The 17,800-nt window shown below is 68.8% G+C and carries 20 protein-coding genes; 7 read left to right on the forward strand and 13 right to left on the reverse strand.

Features of this window, described 5'->3' with window-relative positions:
- Positions 1–216: 216 nt before the first annotated feature.
- The 9 genes from hutI to hutH form a co-directional block, all read right to left on the reverse strand.
- Positions 217–1,392, reverse strand: coding sequence for an imidazolonepropionase (gene hutI / locus ACFFGN_RS11490; protein WP_380046321.1), 1,176 nt, complete (start codon positions 1,390–1,392; stop codon positions 217–219).
- 207 nt (positions 1,393–1,599) lie between these two features.
- Entirely contained in the window at positions 1,600–2,916 is a 1,317-nt protein-coding gene (locus ACFFGN_RS11495; RefSeq protein WP_380046323.1) for a formimidoylglutamate deiminase, read from the reverse strand.
- Positions 2,913–4,121, reverse strand: coding sequence for an allantoate amidohydrolase (locus ACFFGN_RS11500; protein WP_380046325.1), 1,209 nt, complete (start codon positions 4,119–4,121; stop codon positions 2,913–2,915). The genes ACFFGN_RS11495 and ACFFGN_RS11500 overlap by 4 nt, the downstream gene beginning before the upstream one ends.
- Entirely contained in the window at positions 4,114–5,043 is a 930-nt protein-coding gene (locus ACFFGN_RS11505; protein WP_380046327.1) for an ABC transporter substrate-binding protein, read from the reverse strand. Before ACFFGN_RS11505 ends, ACFFGN_RS11500 begins: the two co-directional genes overlap by 8 nt.
- Before the next feature lie 19 nt (positions 5,044–5,062).
- Positions 5,063–5,770 (reverse strand): ABC transporter permease, encoded by a 708-nt coding sequence (locus ACFFGN_RS11510; RefSeq protein WP_380046329.1) that lies wholly within the window; start codon positions 5,768–5,770, stop codon positions 5,063–5,065.
- Between the two features lies 1 nt (position 5,771).
- A complete protein-coding gene (locus ACFFGN_RS11515; RefSeq protein ID WP_380046331.1) occupies positions 5,772–6,425 on the reverse strand; it encodes an ABC transporter permease in 654 nt (217 codons plus the stop codon).
- The gene (locus ACFFGN_RS11520) at positions 6,422–7,420 is read right to left on the reverse strand and encodes an ABC transporter ATP-binding protein (RefSeq protein WP_380046333.1); all 999 of its coding nucleotides are present in this window, start codon (positions 7,418–7,420) and stop codon (positions 6,422–6,424) included. Before ACFFGN_RS11520 ends, ACFFGN_RS11515 begins: the two co-directional genes overlap by 4 nt.
- 92 nt (positions 7,421–7,512) lie before the next feature.
- Positions 7,513–9,174 carry a urocanate hydratase gene (gene hutU, locus ACFFGN_RS11525; protein ID WP_380046335.1) on the reverse strand — a complete coding sequence of 554 codons (1,662 nt, stop codon included), beginning with the start codon at positions 9,172–9,174 and terminating at the stop codon, positions 7,513–7,515.
- Between the two features lie 14 nt (positions 9,175–9,188).
- Complete coding sequence (gene hutH, locus ACFFGN_RS11530; protein WP_380046337.1) at positions 9,189–10,727, reverse strand: histidine ammonia-lyase; 1,539 nt, start codon at positions 10,725–10,727, stop codon at positions 9,189–9,191.
- A gap of 117 nt (positions 10,728–10,844) precedes the next feature.
- On the opposite strand from hutH, the gene ACFFGN_RS11535 reads away from it, so the two are divergent.
- Entirely contained in the window at positions 10,845–11,732 is an 888-nt protein-coding gene (locus ACFFGN_RS11535) for a GNAT family N-acetyltransferase (protein WP_380046339.1), read from the forward strand.
- A gap of 9 nt (positions 11,733–11,741) precedes the next feature.
- Here the strand turns inward: ACFFGN_RS11535 and ACFFGN_RS11540 are convergent, their stop codons facing one another.
- Positions 11,742–12,101: a MerR family transcriptional regulator gene (locus tag ACFFGN_RS11540; RefSeq protein WP_380046341.1), complete on the reverse strand. Its 360-nt coding sequence runs from the start codon at positions 12,099–12,101 to the stop codon at positions 11,742–11,744.
- A gap of 52 nt (positions 12,102–12,153) precedes the next feature.
- Here ACFFGN_RS11540 and ACFFGN_RS11545 point away from each other — a divergent pair, with 52 nt between their 5' ends.
- Positions 12,154–13,056: an NAD(P)-dependent oxidoreductase gene (locus tag ACFFGN_RS11545; RefSeq protein ID WP_380046343.1), complete on the forward strand. Its 903-nt coding sequence runs from the start codon at positions 12,154–12,156 to the stop codon at positions 13,054–13,056.
- 132 nt (positions 13,057–13,188) lie between these two features.
- A complete protein-coding gene (locus ACFFGN_RS11550) occupies positions 13,189–13,947 on the forward strand; it encodes an IclR family transcriptional regulator (RefSeq protein ID WP_380046345.1) in 759 nt (252 codons plus the stop codon).
- 9 nt (positions 13,948–13,956) lie between these two features.
- On the opposite strand, the gene rpsN is transcribed toward ACFFGN_RS11550, so the two are convergent.
- The 3 genes from rpsN to rpmB are packed head-to-tail and all read right to left on the reverse strand — an operon-like array spanning position 13,957 to position 14,665.
- Positions 13,957–14,262, reverse strand: a complete 306-nt coding sequence (gene rpsN, locus ACFFGN_RS11555) for a 30S ribosomal protein S14 (RefSeq protein ID WP_380046347.1) — start codon at positions 14,260–14,262, stop codon at positions 13,957–13,959.
- Positions 14,262–14,429: a 50S ribosomal protein L33 gene (gene rpmG, locus ACFFGN_RS11560; RefSeq protein ID WP_328990091.1), complete on the reverse strand. Its 168-nt coding sequence runs from the start codon at positions 14,427–14,429 to the stop codon at positions 14,262–14,264. The genes rpsN and rpmG overlap by 1 nt, the downstream gene beginning before the upstream one ends.
- Positions 14,429–14,665 carry a 50S ribosomal protein L28 gene (gene rpmB / locus ACFFGN_RS11565; protein WP_328990090.1) on the reverse strand — a complete coding sequence of 79 codons (237 nt, stop codon included), beginning with the start codon at positions 14,663–14,665 and terminating at the stop codon, positions 14,429–14,431. Before rpmB ends, rpmG begins: the two co-directional genes overlap by 1 nt.
- Positions 14,666–14,738: 73 nt before the next feature.
- On the opposite strand from rpmB, the gene ACFFGN_RS11570 reads away from it, so the two are divergent.
- From ACFFGN_RS11570 to ACFFGN_RS11585, 4 genes are all read left to right on the forward strand, one after another.
- A complete protein-coding gene (locus tag ACFFGN_RS11570) occupies positions 14,739–15,857 on the forward strand; it encodes a CobW family GTP-binding protein (RefSeq protein ID WP_380046350.1) in 1,119 nt (372 codons plus the stop codon).
- Positions 15,854–16,096 carry a type B 50S ribosomal protein L31 gene (locus ACFFGN_RS11575; RefSeq protein WP_380046352.1) on the forward strand — a complete coding sequence of 81 codons (243 nt, stop codon included), beginning with the start codon at positions 15,854–15,856 and terminating at the stop codon, positions 16,094–16,096. The genes ACFFGN_RS11570 and ACFFGN_RS11575 overlap by 4 nt, the downstream gene beginning before the upstream one ends.
- A gap of 87 nt (positions 16,097–16,183) precedes the next feature.
- Positions 16,184–17,617 (forward strand): aromatic amino acid lyase, encoded by a 1,434-nt coding sequence (locus ACFFGN_RS11580; RefSeq protein WP_380046354.1) that lies wholly within the window; start codon positions 16,184–16,186, stop codon positions 17,615–17,617.
- Positions 17,618–17,629: 12 nt separating this feature from the next.
- On the forward strand, positions 17,630–17,782 hold the full coding sequence (locus ACFFGN_RS11585) for a helix-turn-helix domain-containing protein (RefSeq protein ID WP_380046356.1): 153 nt from the start codon (positions 17,630–17,632) through the stop codon (positions 17,780–17,782).
- The last annotated feature ends 18 nt before the right edge of the window (positions 17,783–17,800 follow it).

Here is a 17,800-nt window from a genome sequence, read left to right on the forward strand (position 1 = left end):
AACATTACTGTTTCTTCCAGACCCGGTCAAATCGGGCTTTCCGACCCAGCCACCCTGACGTGACTCAGTGACCGAACCCCGCACTAGGCGTGACCCGGTAACCAGGATCTTCAGGGAGTTTGAAGCGTCCGGCCGCTTTCGCGTCCCGCACTCGCTCCAACAAGAAGAACACTACTGGTATTCACCGCCAAGATGCAAAACGGGGGTCCCCCGGCCTCAAACCGGTCGCCCGCCGACCCAGGTCTGAGCCACCAACGGCACCCCCGGGCGGTACGCCAGATGCAGGTACGACGGCGCATCGAGCACCGCCAGATCTGCCTGGAAGCCGACGGCGATCCGGCCGATGTCCTCCCTGCGCAGCGACGCGGCACCACCTGCCGTAGCCGACCAGATCGCCTCCGCCGGCGTCATTCGCATCTCCCGCACCGCGAGCGCGATGCACAACGGCATCGACGACGAGTAGCAGGAACCGGGATTGCAGTCGCTCGCCAACGACACCGTGACACCGGCGTCGAGCAGCCGGCGCGCGTCCGGATAAGGCGATCGCGTCGAGAACTCCACCGCCGGCAACAACCCGGCCACCACCCCGCTCGATGCCAGCGCATCCACGTCGGCGTCACTCAGGTGCGTGCAGTGATCCGCCGCCGCGGCGCCGACCTCACACGCGAGCTGCACGCCGGGTCCGTCGCCAAGTTGGTTCGCATGAACCCGGGGCACCAGGCCCTTCGCCCGCCCTGCCGTCAGGATCGCCCGCGCCTGATCCGCGTCGAAAGCACCTCGCTCGACGAAAACGTCCACCCATTTCGCGTGTGGCGCCGCGGCTTCGAGCATCGGCCCGGTTACGAGTTCGACGTACGACGCGGGGTCGTCGGCGTACTCGGGTGGCACCACATGCGCGCCCAGGTACGTCGTCTCGTCGGTGAACGCGCGCGCGAGCGCGAGCCCGCGAGCTTCGTCCGCCACGGTCAGCCCATAACCGGACTTGATCTCGACGGTGGTTGTGCCCTGGCGACGCATCTCCGCGACGAGCCTCGCGACATTCGCGGTGAGCTCTTCGTCGGTGGCCTGCCGGGTGGCGGCGACGGTGGTTCGGATGCCGCCGGCGGAGTAGGGCACGCCGGTCATCCGGGCGGCGAACTCCTCGGCCCGGTCTCCGGCGAAGACCAGGTGGGAGTGCGAGTCCACGAAACCGGGAATCACCGCACGGCCACCCAGGTCTACCGCGCTGTCGGCGGGCGGGGCGTCGCGGCGCGGGCCCACCCAGGCGAAACGCTTGCCTTCGATGACGAGGGCCGCGTCGCGAAGCTCGCCGATGTCGCCGGGTTTGCCGTCGCCATGCGATGGGTCGTTGGTGACGAGGGAGGCGATGCCGGTCAGCAGTACGGAGGTCATGGGTTCAGGTCCGCTCGTGGGAGGTCTTCGGGGGCGGAGGTTTCATTCGTCGGCCGCGATCCGGCTCTCCCCGCGCACGGCCCACGTCCGCGGGCTGCTGCCGAGGGATTGGGACCGGCGGATGAATGTGGGGGGACGGCCGCGGACGCACTCCTGCATCGGCGACCGTGGGGACGGAGGCGACCACTCGCGGAAAGGCTGCGGCGGTCATGGGTTGGTGAGAGCGGTGATCGTGGTGGTGAGGGTGGTGGGTACGTCGAGGGTGGTGTGCCGCGAGGCCGTGACGATGGGGTGGCCCGACGCGATGACGGTGGTCACGTCCGCGGCAGTGGCGGCGAAGACGGCGGTTTCCGGAGTGGCACCACCCCCGGCGGTTCGCACACTGTCGAGCCGTACGGCGACCAGGTCCGCCCTGGCGCCGGGCTGAATCCGGCCCGCGTCGGGGAATCCGAGCGAGCGGTGGCCGTCGACCGTCGCGGCGGCCAGCAACTCCGGCGCGGACCAGTGGCCCCGCTCTTGCGTGGCGAGCCGCTCGTCCAGTTCCACCGCGCGCATCTCCTCGAACAGGTCGATCACCGCATGGCTGTCCGAACCCAACGTCAACGGCGAACCGGCCTCCCGCAGAGCGACCGATGGCCCGATCCCGTCGGCCAGGTCCCGCTCGGTCGTCGGGCAGAAGCAGGCATACGAACCGGATCCACCCAGTAGTCCGATATCGACTTTCGTCAGGTGGGTCGCATGCACCGCGCTCGTACGCCCGGTCAGGAAACCGGTTTCGTCCAGTAGTTGGGTCGGAGTCCTGCCATACGCGGCCGCGCAGGCCTCGTTCTCCGCGACCTGCTCGGACAAGTGGATGTGCAAAGGGGCCTCGGGCAACAAATGCGCCACCGTGCTGAGCTGGTCCTGCGGCACGCCCCGGATCGAGTGCGCGGCGGCTCCGATCATCACGTCGTCCGCGCCCTTCAACCCGGACACGCGAGCAGCCCAAGCGTCCGCCGTACCGTCGCTGAAGCGTTGCTGCACAGGGTTCAGCGGTTGATCGATGCCTCCGGCAACGTAACAGGTGTCCAGCAGGGCGATCCGTAGACCGACCGAGCGGGCCGCCTCGATCAACGCCTCGCCCATCGCGTTCGGCTCGTCGTAAGGCACACCGCCCGGCGCGTGGTGCAGGTAGTGGAACTCCCCCACGCAGGTGATTCCCGCCAGCGCCATCTCGCCGTAAACGCCCCGCGCCAGTTCGTAGTACGACTCGGGGGTAAGGCGGGAGGCGACGGCATACATCTGCTCTCGCCAAGTCCAGAAGGTGCCTCGTTCCGTCTGGGTCCGGCCGCGCAGCGCCCGGTGGAACGCGTGGCTGTGGCAGTTCGCCAGCCCTGGGATCACCAGACCGTCGAGGCGTTCCATCCCGGCGCCGAAGGCCGAGTCGGGCGTGACCGAGGCGAAGCGGCCATCCGCGATCTCGACCAGCACGCCCGCACGGATTCCGTCGGGCAGCAGTGCCTGTTCACACCAGTACGACGTCACCGGGCCAGGTCCTCCAGTACGGCGGCGAGTGCCTCGACCCCCTGCAGGCAGTCGTCGAGTTCGGCGTTCTCCGCGGGTGAGTGCGAAACCCCGGTCGGATTGCGCACGAACAACATGGCCGTCGGAATCCCCGCGGCCGAGAAGATGCCGGCGTCATGCCCCGCGCCAGTCGGCAGCACCGGGACACCATCAAGCACCTCGACCAGCCGATCCCGTAGACCCGGCTGGAAGTCGACAACCGGCGAGACCGATTCGGGCAGCACTTCAACCGCCGTACCGTCTCGTTCGGCTCGTTCCGTCGCCTGCCGGGTGATCGCCTGGAGCAACGATTGCAGCGTGGCGTCGTCGGCTGCGCGGGCGTCGAGCCAGGCGACGACCCGTGACGGCACAGCGTTCGTGCCGTTGGGTTCGACCGTGAGCCGGCCGAAGGTGGCCCGGGCTCCGGCGAGCCGGGCCTGTTTGTTGGCGGCAAGCGCGGTCATCGCATACGTGAGCATCGGGTCGTGCCGATCCTCCATCAGCGTGGTTCCGGCGTGATTGGCCTCACCGGTGAACGTGAATCGGAACCGCCCGTGCGGCCAGATCGCCGAGGCCACCCCGACCGCGGCGCCTTCGTCGACCAAGGCCCGTCCTTGCTCGACGTGCAGTTCCACGAAGGTCGCCATCCGGTCCAGCAACGGTGACGGTCCAACCCCGGCCGGGTCGGTGCCGGAGGATTCCAGCGCCGCGCGCAGCGAAACCCCCGAGCGGTCCTGCAGGTCCAGCGCCTTGGCGGCGGAGATGGCGCCGACGGCGACGCGCGAGCCGAGGCACGGCATGCCGAAGCGGGAGCCCTCTTCCTCAACGAAGGCGCCGACGCCGATCGGCACCGACGGCTGGAACCCGTCGGCCCGCAGCCGATCCACCGCGGCGAGCGCCGAGACCACACCCAGCGGCCCATCGAAGGCGCCGCCGTTCAGCACCGAGTCCAGATGGCTGCCGGTCACCACGCCCGGGCCGGACACCGAACCAGGCGCCCACCACGCGACGAGGTTGCCGAGCCCATCGGACTCGACCTCCAGGCCGCGGGTGGCGCACTGGTCGACGAACCAGGCGGTGGATTCCCGCTCGGCCGGCGTCCAGCCGCCGCGGGAGTAGCCCCCGGACTCAGGGTCCCTCCCGATGGCGGCCAGCGCCGGCCACATCTGCTCGAACGACTCAGACAAGGCTGTTCTTCGTCAGCCACTCCTTGGCCACGGCCTCGGCCCGCTCCTTGCCGACCTCGACCCGCTTGACCAGGTCGGTGAGCTCGTCAGTGGTGAGCTTGGCCGATACCGCGTTCAGCGTGGTGGTGACGGTCTCGTCCTTGTGATCGGTACGGACCAGCGGAACGACGTTGTTCGGCGGCAGGATGTTCTTCGGGTCCTCCAGCAGCACCAGGTTGTTGTCCTTGATCACCGACTGGGTGGAGAAGAAGTTGGTGACCTGGATCTGGTCGGCCTTCAGGGCCTGCAGGCTGAGCGGGCCGCCCGAGTCCAGCGTCTTGAACTCCTTGAACTCGACGCCGTACTCATCCTTCATGCCGGCCAGGCCGGAACGACGGATCTTGAACTCGGCGCCACCGCCCGCGACCATGTTCTTCGCGTGGTCCTTGAGGTCGGCGATCGACTTCAGGTTGTACTTGTCGGCGGTCGCCTTGGTGACGGCGATGGTGTCCTCGTCGGCGGCCGGCGACATCTCCAGCACCTCCAGGCCGTCCGGCAGCGCTTCCTTGAGCGACTCGTAGGTCGCCTTCTCGTCGCCGGTCTCGGCACCCTTCTTGAAGAACTCCAGGGCTGCGCCGGTGTACTCCGGCAGGACGTGCACGGAGCCGTCCTTGATCGCGGTCATGTAGGCCTCGCGCTGGCCGATGTTCAACTGCTTCTTCACGGTGAGGCCCTTGGCCTGCAGCGCCTGGGCATACATCTCGGCGAGCAGTTCGCTCTCGCCGAACTTGGCCGAGCCGATGGTGATGCTGTCGACCTTCTTGGGGGCCTCGGTGCTGCCGGCATCGCCGCCGCTCAGCGGGTCGCTGCCGCCACCGCAGGCGGCGAGAGAGGCTACCGCCAGTGTGGCGATGGCGGTACGGATGACATGACGGTGGAACACGGGATCCTCCAGGGGTCCGTTAGCTCCCGGCTTGAGCCGGGGTCGTCTGGGTGAGGCTTTTACTGACCCGGCCGGTCAGCCCGTCGGAGACGGTGAACCGGGCCGCGAGGGCGAACAGGAGGTCGAGCACGATCGCCAGCAGGGCCACCAGTACGGCGCCACTCAGCATCTGCGGGAAGTCCCGCAGGGACAGACCGTCGACCACATACCGGCCGAGCCCACCGAGCGCCACGATCGCCGCGATGGTCGCGGTCGACACGATCTGCAGGGTGGCACTGCGCAGGCCGGAGATGATCAGCGGCAGCGCGATCGGGATCTCGACCTGGCGCAGGATCTCGCCCTCGGTCATGCCCATTCCGCGGGCGGCGTCCACGGTGGCGGGATCGACCCCGCTGACACCGGCATACGTCGAGGTGAGGATGGGTGGAATGCCCAGCACGACCAGAGCCACCAGCACCGGGGTGAATCCGATCCGGCCCATCAGCAGCACGATCAACGTCAGCAGGCCCAGCGTCGGCAGCGCGCGGGCCGCGTTGCCCAGGTTGATCGCGAGGAAGGCGCCGCGCCGGGTATGCCCGATCAGCAGGCCGACCGGCAGCGCGATCAGAGCGGCGAGGCCGAGCGCGAGAAACGTGTACCAGATGTGTTGCAGGATTCGGTTGCCGATGCCCTCGGCACCGGACCAGTTCGCCGAGTCGGTCAGGAACTCCAGCATGCTCTGCAACATGTCAGGCCGCCTTTCCCGCGGCGCCGGCCCGGGCCCATGGCGTCAGCAGCCGTTGCAGGCCGACGATGAGGAGATCGGCCAGCAACGCGAGCGCCAGCGACAGCACGATGCCGACGATGATCGGGGTGAGGAAGTTCTTCTGGAAGCCGTCGGTGAACAGGTCACCGAGGCCGCCGATGCCGATCAGCGCGCCGACGCTCACCATCGAGATGTTCGCGACGGTGACCACCCGCAGCCCGGCGAAGATCACCGGTACGGCGATGGGCAGATCGATCGTGAGCACCCGGCGGAACGTGCCGTAGCCGACGGCGATCGCGGACTGCCGAACCTCGGGTGGCACCGATCTGAGCCCGTCGATCACATTGCGGATCAGCAGTGAGACGGCGTAGATCGTCAGCGCGGCGATGATGTTGATCGGCGAAAGGATCTGGGTGCCGAGAATCACCGGCAGCACGATGAACAGCGCGATCGACGGCAGCGAGTAGAGCACGCCACCGAGGGCCACCAGCGGATTCGCCAGCCACGAGTGGCGGGTGGCGAGGTAGCCGAGGGGGACCGCGATCAGCAGGCCGAACAGCACTGGCAGCACGGCGAGATAGATGTGCTCGCGGAGCTGGGCCCAGATGATGTCGAGGTTCTCGCCGACCCAGGTCATCGCCGCAGCGCTCCACTGAAGGCGGCATAACCGATCACGCCGACGGGTTTGCCGCCTTCGTCCACGCAGACACCGTGGCCGACCGGTGAGGTGAGCACCGAATCCAGGGCCGCGCGCAACGAGTCCGACCGCTGGAAGGACGCGCCGAGCGGCTTGACCTCGCCGTCGACCCGCCAGCCCGCCGGCTTGCCGTCGGCGTCGATGACCAGCTCGTCGGGCACCGCCTCCAGCGGCAGGTCGGCGGCGGGCAGGAAGGTGAGCGCCCGGTAGCCGCGGTCCTGCCCGATGAAGCTCTCGACGAAGTCGTCGGCCGGATTGGCCAGCAACTCCGCCGGTGGCGCGAACTGGGCCAGCTTGCCGCCGACGCGCAGCACGGCCACGTTGTCGCCGAGCTTGATCGCCTCATCGATGTCGTGAGTGACAAAAACGATGGTCTTGCCGATATCGCGTTGCAGCCGGAGCAGTTCCTCCTGCAGCTGATGCCGCACGATCGGGTCCACCGCGCTGAACGGCTCGTCCATCAGCATGATCAGCGGGTCCGCAGCGAGCGCGCGGGCCACGCCGACGCGCTGCTGCTGGCCGCCGGACAGCTGCGCCGGATAGCGATCGGCGAGCTTGGGATCAAGGCCGACCCGCTCGATCAGCTCCATCGCCGTCGCGCGGGCCTTGCGCTTGTCCCAGCCGAGCAGCTTCGGCACGGTCGCGATGTTGTCCGCCACGGTGCGGTGCGGGAACAACCCGGCATGCTGGATCACATAACCGATACCGCGCCGCAGCGTGACCGGGTCGCGGTCGTTGATGTCCTCGCCGTCGATCGAGATCACGCCGCTGCTGCGCTCGATCGTCCGGTTGATCATGCGCAACGACGTGGTCTTGCCACAGCCGGACGGACCGACGAAGACCGTGATCTCGTTGCTCGGAATTCGCAGCGACAAGTCGTCGACGGCGACGGTGCCGCCCGGATACCGCTTGGTCACCTGGTCGAACTCGATCATGCAGCGCCCCTTCGCGCTCCCGGAGACGATCTCTGGAACTGTTCAGCAGCCTAGGCGACGCCACCGACAGAACCGCAGCGTTTTGCCGGTTCTCATTCAGCGAGATCGCTCATCGGGATCCGGACACCACGCTGCGTCGCGATCTCGTCGGCACGCTCGTACCCGGCGTCGACATGCCGGATCACGCCCATGCCCGGGTCGTTGGTGAGCACGCGCTCGAGCTTGTGCCGGGCCAGATCGGTGCCGTCGGCAACCGAGACCTGGCCGGCGTGAATCGAGCGGCCCATGCCCACGCCGCCGCCGTGGTGGATCGAGACCCACGACGCGCCGGAGCCGACGTTCACCATCGCGTTCAGCAACGGCCAGTCCGCGATCGCGTCGGAACCGTCCAGCATCGCCTCGGTCTCCCGGTACGGCGAGGCGACACTGCCGCAGTCGAGGTGGTCGCGCCCGATCACGATCGGCGCCTCCAGTTCGCCCGAGGCCACCATGTCGTTGAACCGCAGCCCCGCCTTGTCCCGTTCGCCGTACCCGAGCCAGCAGATCCGCGCGGGCAGTCCCTGGAATGCCACCCGCTCGCCGGCCATCTTGATCCAGCGCTGAAGGTGCTCGTTCTCCGGGAACATCTCCAGGATCGCCCGGTCGGTCTTCGCGATGTCCTCGGGGTTGCCGGACAGCGCGGCCCACCGGAACGGGCCCTTGCCCTCGCAGAACAGCGGACGGATGTACGCCGGTACGAAGCCCGGGAACTCGAACGCCCGGCTATACCCGGCCTTACGAGCCTCATCCCGGATGGAGTTGCCGTAGTCGAATACCTCGGCACCAAGATCCATGAAGCCCACCATGGCCTCAACGTGCCTAGCCATCGATTCGCGGGCCCTGTCGGTGAAACCCGCCGGGTCCTTCTCCCGAGCGGTAGACCAGTCCGCGAAGTCGATACCCGCCGGGAGGTACATGAGCGGATCATGCGCGGAAGTCTGATCCGTAACGATGTCGATCGGCGCACCCCGCTCGAGCAGGTCCGGGACGATCTCGGCGGCATTACCCAGTACGCCGATCGAGAGCGGCTTACGCGCGGCCTTGGCCTCTTCAGCGAGCCGAAGCGCCTCATCCACCGACGACGCCTGTACGTCGAGGTAGCGGTGCTCGATCCGGCGCTTGATCCGCGACTCGTCAACGTCGATACAGATGGCCACACCGTCGTTCATGGTGACGGCCAACGGCTGCGCGCCGCCCATCCCGCCTAGACCCGCGGTGAGGGTGATAGTTCCGGCAAGCGTGCCGTTGAACCTCTTGGCGGCCACCGCGGCGAAGGTCTCGTACGTGCCCTGCAAGATCCCCTGCGTGCCGATGTAGATCCACGAGCCCGCGGTCATCTGGCCGTACATGGTGAGGCCCATCGCCTCCAGCCGCCGGAACTCCTCCCAGTTGGCCCAGTCGCCGACAAGGTTCGAGTTCGCGATCAGCACTCGCGGGGCCCACTCGTGCGTGCGCATCACGCCGACCGGCCGGCCGGACTGCACCAGCATGGTCTCGTCCTGCTTCAGCGTGGTCAGCGTACGGACCATCGCGTCGAACGAGTTCCAGTCCCGCGCGGCCTTACCCGAACCGCCGTACACGACCAGCTCGTCGGGGTGCTCGGCCACCTCCGGGTCGAGGTTGTTCTGCAGCATGCGCAGCGCGGCCTCCTGCTGCCAGCCCTGCGCGGTGAGGGTGGTGCCACGAGCGGCGCGAACGGGACGAGGACCAGACATAGGGCGTGAACCTTTCACTGCAGTGGGCCGGTAACGGATTCCGCCGCGGCCAGAATGGTGCCATCGGCAACCAACTGGACGGCGTACTCGATTTCGGGCGCGAGGTGCCGGTCGGTACCGGGTCCCTCGACGTGCACCCGCAGCGCGCGCCGGACGGCGTCGGTGGCGGGCGAGGGCTGAAGCGGACCGCGCAGATCGAGCGCGCGGGCGGCGGTCAGGATCTCGATCGCGATGACCCGCTGCAGGCCGTCGACACTGCGGCGCAGTTTGCGGGCGGCGGACCAGCCCATCGAAACGTGGTCCTCCTGCATCGCGCTGCTCGGAATCGAGTCGACGCTGGCCGGGTTCGCGAGCCGCTTGAGCTCGGAGACCACCGCGGCCTGGGTGTACTGCGCGATCATGTGGCCCGAGTCGACGCCCGGGTCGTCGGCCAGGAACGCGTTCAGCCCGTGGTTGCGGGCGACATCGAGAAAGCGATCGGTACGGCGTTCGCTGATGCCGGCCAGATCCGCGGCCACGATCGCGAGGAAGTCGAGCACGTACCCGACGGGTGCACCGTGGAAGTTGCCGTTCGACTCGACCCGGCCGTCCGGCAGCACCACCGGGTTGTCGATCGCGGCGGCCAACTCCCGCCCCGCCACCACCGCGGCGTGGGTATACGTGTCACGCGCGGCGCCATGCACCTGCGGGGAACACCGCAATGAATACGCGTCCTGGACCCGGTTGCAGTCGGGCCCTCGGTGGCTCGCCACGATCCCGCTGTCGGCGAGTACGGCGCGCAGGTTCGCGGCGGACGCGGCCTGGCCGGGATGCGGGCGCAACGCCTGCAGGTCCGCGGCGAAGACCCGGTCGGTACCGAGCTGGCCTTCCACGCTCATCGCGGCGGCGAGATCGGCCGTCTTCAGCAGGCGTTCCAGGTCCGCGAGGGCGAGAACCAGCATGCCGAGCATGCCGTCCGTGCCGTTGATCAGCGCGAGGCCTTCCTTCTCCGCGAGCACGATCGGCTTCAGGTCCGCCGCGGCGAGGGCCTCGGCCGCTGGAACCAGGTCGCCGGCGGAGTTGCGGACCGGGCCTTCACCCATCAGCGCGAGGGCCACGTGCGACAGCGGGGCCAGGTCGCCGGAACAACCGAGGCTGCCGTACTCGTGCACGACCGGGGTGATGCCCGCGTTCAGCAGGTCGGCGTACGCCTGGGCCGTTTCCACCTTCACGCCGGTCCGGCCGGTCGCGAGGGTGGACAGCCGCAGCAGGGCGAGAGCGCGGACGACCTCGGTTTCGACCTCAGGGCCCGAACCGGCCGCGTGCGATCGAACCAGGCTGCGCTGCAACTGGGCCCGCAGCTCCGGCGCGATGTGCCGGGTGGCGAGAGCGCCGAACCCGGTCGAGACGCCGTAGTGCGGGGTGTCCGCGTGCGCGAGGGCCTCGATCGCCGCCCGCGACTTCGCGATCTCCTCCAGCGCGCCGTCGTCGATCCGCACCCGCGCGCCGTACCGCGCGACCGCGACCACCTCAGCCGGCGTCAGCGCGCCGGTCCCGACCACTACTTCGTGCAAGCTGTTCACCCTCCCACTGCACCACGCCACCGGCGTACCCGGCAGCACCTCCACCAACTTTCTGTCTCGAATCCGAGACCTTCCTCGCAGAGTGGCGGGCAGAGCTATCGTCGGGGCATGGGGTTTGGGATTCGGAAGGCTGGAACTGCGGATGCGGCGGGGATCGCGGCGGTTTGGGCACGCACCACGCCGTACCTGGTGAAGACGCCCGCGGGGATCGCGGCCGAGCTGGCCAAGGCCTCCCGCCGGGTGGTGTTCGTCGCTGTCGAGAACGACGTCGTCGTCGGATACGGCAACGCTTGGGCCCCCGACGACGCGGGCCGGAGCCGCATCGCCGTTCAGGTCCCGCCGGAACACGGCCGGCGCGGTATCGGTGCCGCGATGGCCGAGACCGTCATCGGCGCCGCCGCCGGAATCGGCGCGACCACGCTCATCACCGTGACGAACGACGATGAGCCGTCCAAGCGATTCGCGACCGACCGCGGTTTCACGATGGGCCGGGAACTCGCCCACGCGAAGGCCCCGCTCGATCAGCTTCCCGAGGCGGTACCACCGCCGCCCGGGTTCGACCTCGTCACGTACGACGCGCTGGAACCGCGCACGGTCTGGCAGGCCACGTCCGGGGTGGTGGAGGGCGATCCGAGCGGTCTGTCGGCGGCCCCGCCGTTCGAGGAGTGGCTGGCGACCGACTGGGACCACCCGGACCTGGCGAAGGACCTGAGCATCGCCGTACTGGCCGACGGTGAGGTGGCCTCGTTCGTCACCACCACCGCGGACGCGGATCGCCAGGTGATCTGGTCCAACCTGACCGGGACCTTGCCGAAGTACCGCGGCCAGGGCCTGGCGAAGGTGGTCAAGTCGGCGGCGTTGCACCGGGCCCGGGAGGCCGGCTTCGTCGCGGCGTACACCGGGAACGACGCGGACAATCGGCCCATGCTCGCGGTCAACCGCTGGCTCGGCTACGAACGCGGCGGCGTCAGCTGGACCGCCACCCGCCCGCTCTGAGGCTTCGAGCTAGGCGACGCTCTGCTCGGTGAGAGTGATGTAGTCCTGCAGCACCTCGCGGGCGCGGACCAGGTCGTCGATGTGCTGGTCGAGCCCGGCCAGCCGGGCCCGCAACGCGTCGAGCAGTTCGGGACACGGCTTGAGATCGGGCAACGTGCCGGTCGCGCACGGCAACAGGAATCCGATCTCCTCGGTGGACAGGCCCGCGCCGAGCAGCTTCCGGATCTGGGCCACCGTGACGACGGCCTCCTCGGGGTACTCGCGGTAGCCGTTGTGGGCGCGATGCGGTTCGAGCAGTCCCTGGGACTCGTAGTACCGCAGCTGATGCGTCTGCACGCCGGTCCGCCGGCTCAACTCCCCGATCAGCATTCGCGCATCTCCTCTTGACCTTCATACCGGTATGAACGTTGACGATCGTGCCATGACGATCCAAAACCCCACCTCAGCAACGTCAACCACCCCGGTGACCGTGATCGGCCTGGGACTGATGGGCCACGCCCTGGCCAGCGCCTTCCGGCGCGACGGGCACCCGACAACCGTGTGGAACCGCACCGCGGCCAAGGCGGACCAACTGGTCGCCGACGGCGCGAAACTCGCCACTTCGCCGCGCGATGCGGTGGCGGCCAGTCCGTTGACCGTGGTCTGCCTCAGCGAGTACGACGCCCTGCGCGAACTGCTCGCCCCGGAGGCGCTCGACGGCCGGACCGTGGTCAACCTGTCTTCGGGAACTTCCGCACAGGCCCGTGACACCGCGGCCTGGGTGGCAAAGCACGGCGGGTCCTACCTCGATGGCGGGATCCTGGCCGTGCCGGAAGGCGTCGGCACGGCCGAGGCGAAGGTGGTTTACAGCGGTCCCCGGGAGGTTCTGGACCAGTACGAACCGGTCCTGCGCAGCCTCGCCCCCGACAACCAGCACCTCGGCGAGGACCACGGGCTGACAGCGCTGCACGAGGCCGCCTTCCTCGCCATCATGTACAGCCTCCTGAACGGATTCCTGCAGGGCGCCGCGTTGCTGGGCGCCGCCGGCGTGAATGTGAGCTCGTTCGCTCCCGTGGCGGCGATGGGAATCCAGGTCACCACCGGCTGGCTCGGGGCGTACGCCGAGCAGATCGACAACGGCGAGTACCCGGTGCTCGACGCAACCATCGACGTCCAGCGAACCGCGATCGAGAACCTCGTCCGGGAGAGCGAAGCCCACGGCGTCAACACCGACCTGCCCAACCACCTCAAGTCCTGGACCGACCGCGCCATCGCCGCAGGCCTAGGCAACAGCGGCTATCCCGCCCTCGTACAACTCTTCCGCCACCCCAGCACGCCGGCCTGACCCCGTCCCGCCGTTCATCGGACGCTTGTTACCAGGCGTGTTGCGGTTCATCGGACTCTTGTGACGAAGTCGCGACAGGCAGAAGATCTGCCAATCGTCCGGAATTTGAGATAGCCCCGCTACGCTCCCGGTGTGAGCGGCAACGTTCCCGCCTCGACCCGCACTTTGCGGGTACTGACCTTCCTGGCCACCCAGCCCGGTCCGGTACCGATGGAGCGCATCGCCTCCGCGGTCGATCTGCCACGGTCATCGGCGTACCACTTGCTGAAGGCAATGATCGCCGAGGGCTACGTGGTGCACCTGCCCGAGGACAAGCGGTACGGGCTGGGCGTCGCCGCGTTCGAGATCGGGTCCGCCTACCTGCGGCACGATCCGCTCGAACGCCTCGCCCGGCCCGTACTGGCCCAGCTGGTCACGGATGTCGGCCACACCGCGCACCTCGGCGTCCTGCACGGCCGCGAGCTGGTCTACCTGCTCAAGGAACAACCGCCGCGGCCGGTCACGCTCGTCACCGACGTCGGCGTACGACTCCCGGCGACGCTGACCGCATCCGGCCGGGCCTTGCTCGCGGCATTACCGTCCGCGCAGGTGCGGGCGTTGTTCCCGGACACGGAGAGCTTCGTACGACGTACCGGCAAGGGCCCGCAGACGTTGACCCAGTTGCGCCGGGTTCTGGCCGACGAGCGGCGGCAGGGGTTCGCCGAGGAGGATTCGCAGATCACCGACGGCGTGGCCTCGGTCGCCGCCGCCGTACTCGATCACGCGGGCCATCCGGTCGCCTCGATCGGCGTCAGCTTTCGCAGCGAGGCGGTCCCGGCCGGGAACCGCCCCGCGCTGGCCCGCCGTACCGCCGCCGCGGCCGAAACCCTCAGCCGCCGGCTCCGCGGCTGAGGGCCATCACTACCAGGAGGACTTGGTGATCCCGGGCAGTTCGCCCCGGTGCGCCATACCGCGGAAGCGAACCCGGGAAAGGCCGGTCTTGCGCAGATAACCACGCGGGCGCCCGTCGACCATGTCGCGGTTGCGCACGCGGATCGGGCTGGCATCACGCGGCAGCTTCTGCAACCGCGCGCGGGCCGCCTCGCGCTCGGCGTCCGGCGTCGACGGGCTCTGGATGAGCCGCTTCAGCTCCGCCCGGCGCTCGGCGTACAGCGCGACGGTCCGCTTGCGCTGCTCGTTCTTCACGATCTTGCTGAGCTTGGCCATTACCGCTCCTCACGGAAGTCGACGTGCTTGCGCGCGATCGGGTCGAACTTGCGCAGCACCAGCCGATCCGGGTTGTTGCGCCGGTTCTTGCGGGTCACATAGGTGTACGACGTGCCGGCCGTGCTCTTCAGCTTGATCACCGGCCGGATGTCATTGCGTTTGGCCATCAGACTTTTTCTCCACGGGCGCGAATGCGCGCCACGATCTTCTCGATGCCGTGCTGGTCGATCGTTTTGATGCCCTTGGCGCTCACGGTCAGCCGGACGAACCGGTTCTCACTCGGCAGCCAGAACCGGCGGCTCTGGATGTTCGGGTTGAAGCGGCGCTTGGTACGGCGGTGCGAATGCGACACGTTGTGGCCGAACATCGGCTTCACCCCGGTCACCTGACAGTGCGCAGACATGGGACTCCGTTCACGAGGACAAGGCCGCGAGTGTATCTTGTACTGGTTATCGTTTTCAATAAGAGGGAGAACCATGCAGAGCCTGCTTCCGGTCACCCTGCTGGCCGGCCTCGCCGAGGAGACCCGGGCAACGGTGGCGCACAACCTGCTGCGCAGCGCCGCGGCCGGCACCGTGCTGATCGAGTACGACGTGACGGCCATGTCCGGCGGCACGGTGATCCGGATCGCGCGCACGACATCCGGCGTGATCGACCGCGAGGTCATCGAGATGGGCCACCCGTGTGTCTCCTGCGCGATGCGGGCCTCCCTCGTACCGGTGCTGGTCAGCATCGCCGCCACCGACAAGTACGGCGCCGTGCTGGTCTCCATTCCCGCCGCGGGTGATCCGCAGGCACTGGCCGAGGAGATCGCCGCCGAGGCCGCCGACGAACTGCGCGTCGACGCCGTCATCACGGTGCTGGACGGCTCCACCTTCGTCGCGGATATGTCCGGCGAGGATCTGCTGCAGGACCGGGACATTCCGACCGCGGCGGAGGACGGGCGGGCCGTGGCCGAGGTGCTCGCGCGGCACGTCGAGTACGCGAACGCCCTGATCGTGGACGACCCGGCGGCCACCGCGCTGGCGCGCGCGATCAACCCGCACGCCCTGATCCACACCACCCGCACTGCCGCGAGCCTGCTCGGCCTGCGTTTGCACGACCCGGACACCGCTGAGACCTGGGTCGAGCCCGGTTCGACCTGCGCGCCGCTGAACGACGAGGGCGACGTGCGGACGCTGGTGTGGCAGGCGGACCGGCCGTTCCACCCGCAGCGGTTGTTCGACGCGCTGGAGGACATCGTGGCCGGAACCGCCCGGGGCAAGGGCACGGTCTGGCTCGCGTCCCAGCCGTCGAACCGGCTCGGCTGGGACAGCTTCGGCGCCAGCATCGCGATCGGCGTACTCGGTCCATGGCTGGCCGATCTGCCCGCGGAGCGCTGGTCCGAGGTCGGCGAGTCCCATCAGGCCCGCGCCTTGTTCGAATGGCACCCCGAGCACGGCGACCGCGCGTCGTACCTGTCGATCACCGGGGCCGGTCTGGACACCGGGGAATTAAGGGAGCTGCTCGACGGTTGTCTCCTACGTCGGGACGAGTGGATCAGCGACCTGGCCGATCCGTTCGCCCCTTATCTGGAAGGAAGTAACGCAGCATGAAGAACGACATCCACCCGGACTACCGCCAGATCGTCTTCCGCGACAAGTCGGGTGACTTCAGCTTCCTGACCGGGTCGACCCGGACCAGCGACGAGACCATCGTCTGGACCGACGGCAACACGTACCCGGTGGTGGACGTGGAGATCTCCTCGGCCAGTCACCCCTTCTACACCGGCAACCAGCGCGTCATGGACACGCAGGGCCGCGTCGAGAAGTTCAAGAAGCGCTACGGCAAGTAAGTCCGCGCGAAGCGATCGAAGGCCCCGGCGAGCACGATCGCCGGGGCCTTCGATCGGATCCGGGCCGATGAGGCGGACACTGTGGCCATGGAGCCGATCGAGATCACCGGGCAGGGGTTGTCACCACTCACCGCGGTAGCGCTGGGCCAGCGCCGCACCCCGGTCGTGCTCGGCTCCGCCGCCCGGCAACGAATGGCCGCCGCCGCGACGGCCGTGGCCGAGATCGCGAAGGTCCGCCCGGTCTACGGCCGGACCACCGGGGTCGGCGCCAACCGTGACGTGCTCACCACCGATCCCGAGCACGGCGCGCGACTGCTCGCGTCGCACTCGACCACCGGCACCACGCCGTACCCCAAGGACGTCGTACGGCTCGGGTTGCTGATCCGGGTCAACCAGCTCGCCGCGGGCGGTTCGGGTCTGACGCCGGAGGTGGCGGACGCGATCATTGCCCTGCTCAACGATGACGAACTGCCCGATCTGCATCGCGGTGGCGCCATCGGCACGGGCGACCTGGGCCCGTTGGCCGAACTGGGTCTGGCCCTCGGCGACGTCATCGACGGCACCAGCGCGCTTCCCCTGCTCTCCAGCAACGCGATCACGCTGGCCGAGTGCTGCCTGGCCCATGTCGAGGCCGCCACCCTGATCAACGTCGTACCGCTGGTCGGCGCGTTGTCGCATGTCGCGCTGCACGGCAACGGCGAGGTGTACGACGCCCGCGTGCACGACGCGCGGCCGCAACCAGGCCAGGTGCGGGTGGCCCGGCGGATGAGGGCGTTGCTCGAAGGGTTGCCGCTGGCACCGGCCCGGGTCCAGGACCCCTTCGGTTTAAGGGCTTTCGCGCAGGTGCTCGGTCCAGCGGTCGACCATGTCGATGCCCTGGGCAACGCCTTGACCGTGGACATCAACGCCGCCGCGGAGAACCCGCTCGTTGCCACGGACACCGTGCTGCACAACGGAAACTGGCACGCGATGCCGATCGCGCTGGCCCTGGACGCACTCCGGCTCAGCCTGCACAGCATCGCGACGCTGTCCACCTCCCGGCTGGCGAACCTGGTCGATCCCGAGTTCACCGGGCTCAGCCGGTTCCTGGCCAGCGGCGCGGAGGCCAGTTCCGGCGTGATGATGATCGAGTACGTCGCGCACGACGCCCTCGCCTCGGCCCGGTCGTCGGCGCAGCCCGCCACACTCGGCACGGCCACCTTGTCGCGCGGCGCCGAGCACCACGCCAGTTTCGCCCCGCAGGCCGCCGCGCTCACCGCGCAACTACTCGACGCGCTGCGCGACGTCCTCTCCTGCGAGCTCGTCACCGCCGTACGGGCCATTCGCCTGGCCGGCCTGAGCCCCGACGAGCTGGCCCCGGCCGCGGTCGGACCGTGGCTCGCGGACGCCCTCGCGGCCCTGCCCGAGGCGTTGACCGATCGGTCACTGCGAGATGATCTGCAGATCGCCCGAGGGTTGCTGACCCAGTGGGGCGATCGCCAGATCGAACACCCGGCAGAGGCCTCGGGGCCCGCGGAGTAAGGGAGAACCGGTGTGAGCTCGGAGTTCAGCACGTTGCTGCGCCGCTACCGAACCGCCGCCGGGCTCACCCAAGAAGGCTTGGCCGAGCGGTCCCAGCTCAGTATTGACGCGATCGGGGCGACTTGGACCGGCTCAGCGCGAAACGCTTGCCGTGGCTGCCAGTAGTCGGGCGACGGCCCGGTC

The organism is Kribbella deserti, assembly GCF_042434725.1.
GTDB lineage: Bacteria > Actinomycetota > Actinomycetes > Propionibacteriales > Kribbellaceae > Kribbella > Kribbella deserti.

Coding starts and splice junctions, on each gene's coding strand:
- hutU (WP_380046335.1), bottom strand. CDS start 9,174: ATGTCTGGTCCTCGTCCCGTTCGCGCCGCTCGTGGCACCACCCTCACC.
- ACFFGN_RS11515 (WP_380046331.1), bottom strand. CDS start 6,425: ATGACCTGGGTCGGCGAGAACCTCGACATCATCTGGGCCCAGCTCCGC.
- ACFFGN_RS11535 (WP_380046339.1), top strand. CDS start 10,845: ATGGGGTTTGGGATTCGGAAGGCTGGAACTGCGGATGCGGCGGGGATC.
- hutI (WP_380046321.1), bottom strand. CDS start 1,392: ATGACCTCCGTACTGCTGACCGGCATCGCCTCCCTCGTCACCAACGAC.
- ACFFGN_RS11575 (WP_380046352.1), top strand. CDS start 15,854: ATGAAGAACGACATCCACCCGGACTACCGCCAGATCGTCTTCCGCGAC.
- ACFFGN_RS11580 (WP_380046354.1), top strand. CDS start 16,184: ATGGAGCCGATCGAGATCACCGGGCAGGGGTTGTCACCACTCACCGCG.
- ACFFGN_RS11510 (WP_380046329.1), bottom strand. CDS start 5,770: ATGTTGCAGAGCATGCTGGAGTTCCTGACCGACTCGGCGAACTGGTCC.
- rpmB (WP_328990090.1), bottom strand. CDS start 14,665: ATGTCTGCGCACTGTCAGGTGACCGGGGTGAAGCCGATGTTCGGCCAC.
- ACFFGN_RS11570 (WP_380046350.1), top strand. CDS start 14,739: ATGCAGAGCCTGCTTCCGGTCACCCTGCTGGCCGGCCTCGCCGAGGAG.
- rpmG (WP_328990091.1), bottom strand. CDS start 14,429: ATGGCCAAACGCAATGACATCCGGCCGGTGATCAAGCTGAAGAGCACG.
- rpsN (WP_380046347.1), bottom strand. CDS start 14,262: ATGGCCAAGCTCAGCAAGATCGTGAAGAACGAGCAGCGCAAGCGGACC.
- ACFFGN_RS11520 (WP_380046333.1), bottom strand. CDS start 7,420: ATGATCGAGTTCGACCAGGTGACCAAGCGGTATCCGGGCGGCACCGTC.
- ACFFGN_RS11540 (WP_380046341.1), bottom strand. CDS start 12,101: ATGCTGATCGGGGAGTTGAGCCGGCGGACCGGCGTGCAGACGCATCAG.
- ACFFGN_RS11545 (WP_380046343.1), top strand. CDS start 12,154: ATGACGATCCAAAACCCCACCTCAGCAACGTCAACCACCCCGGTGACC.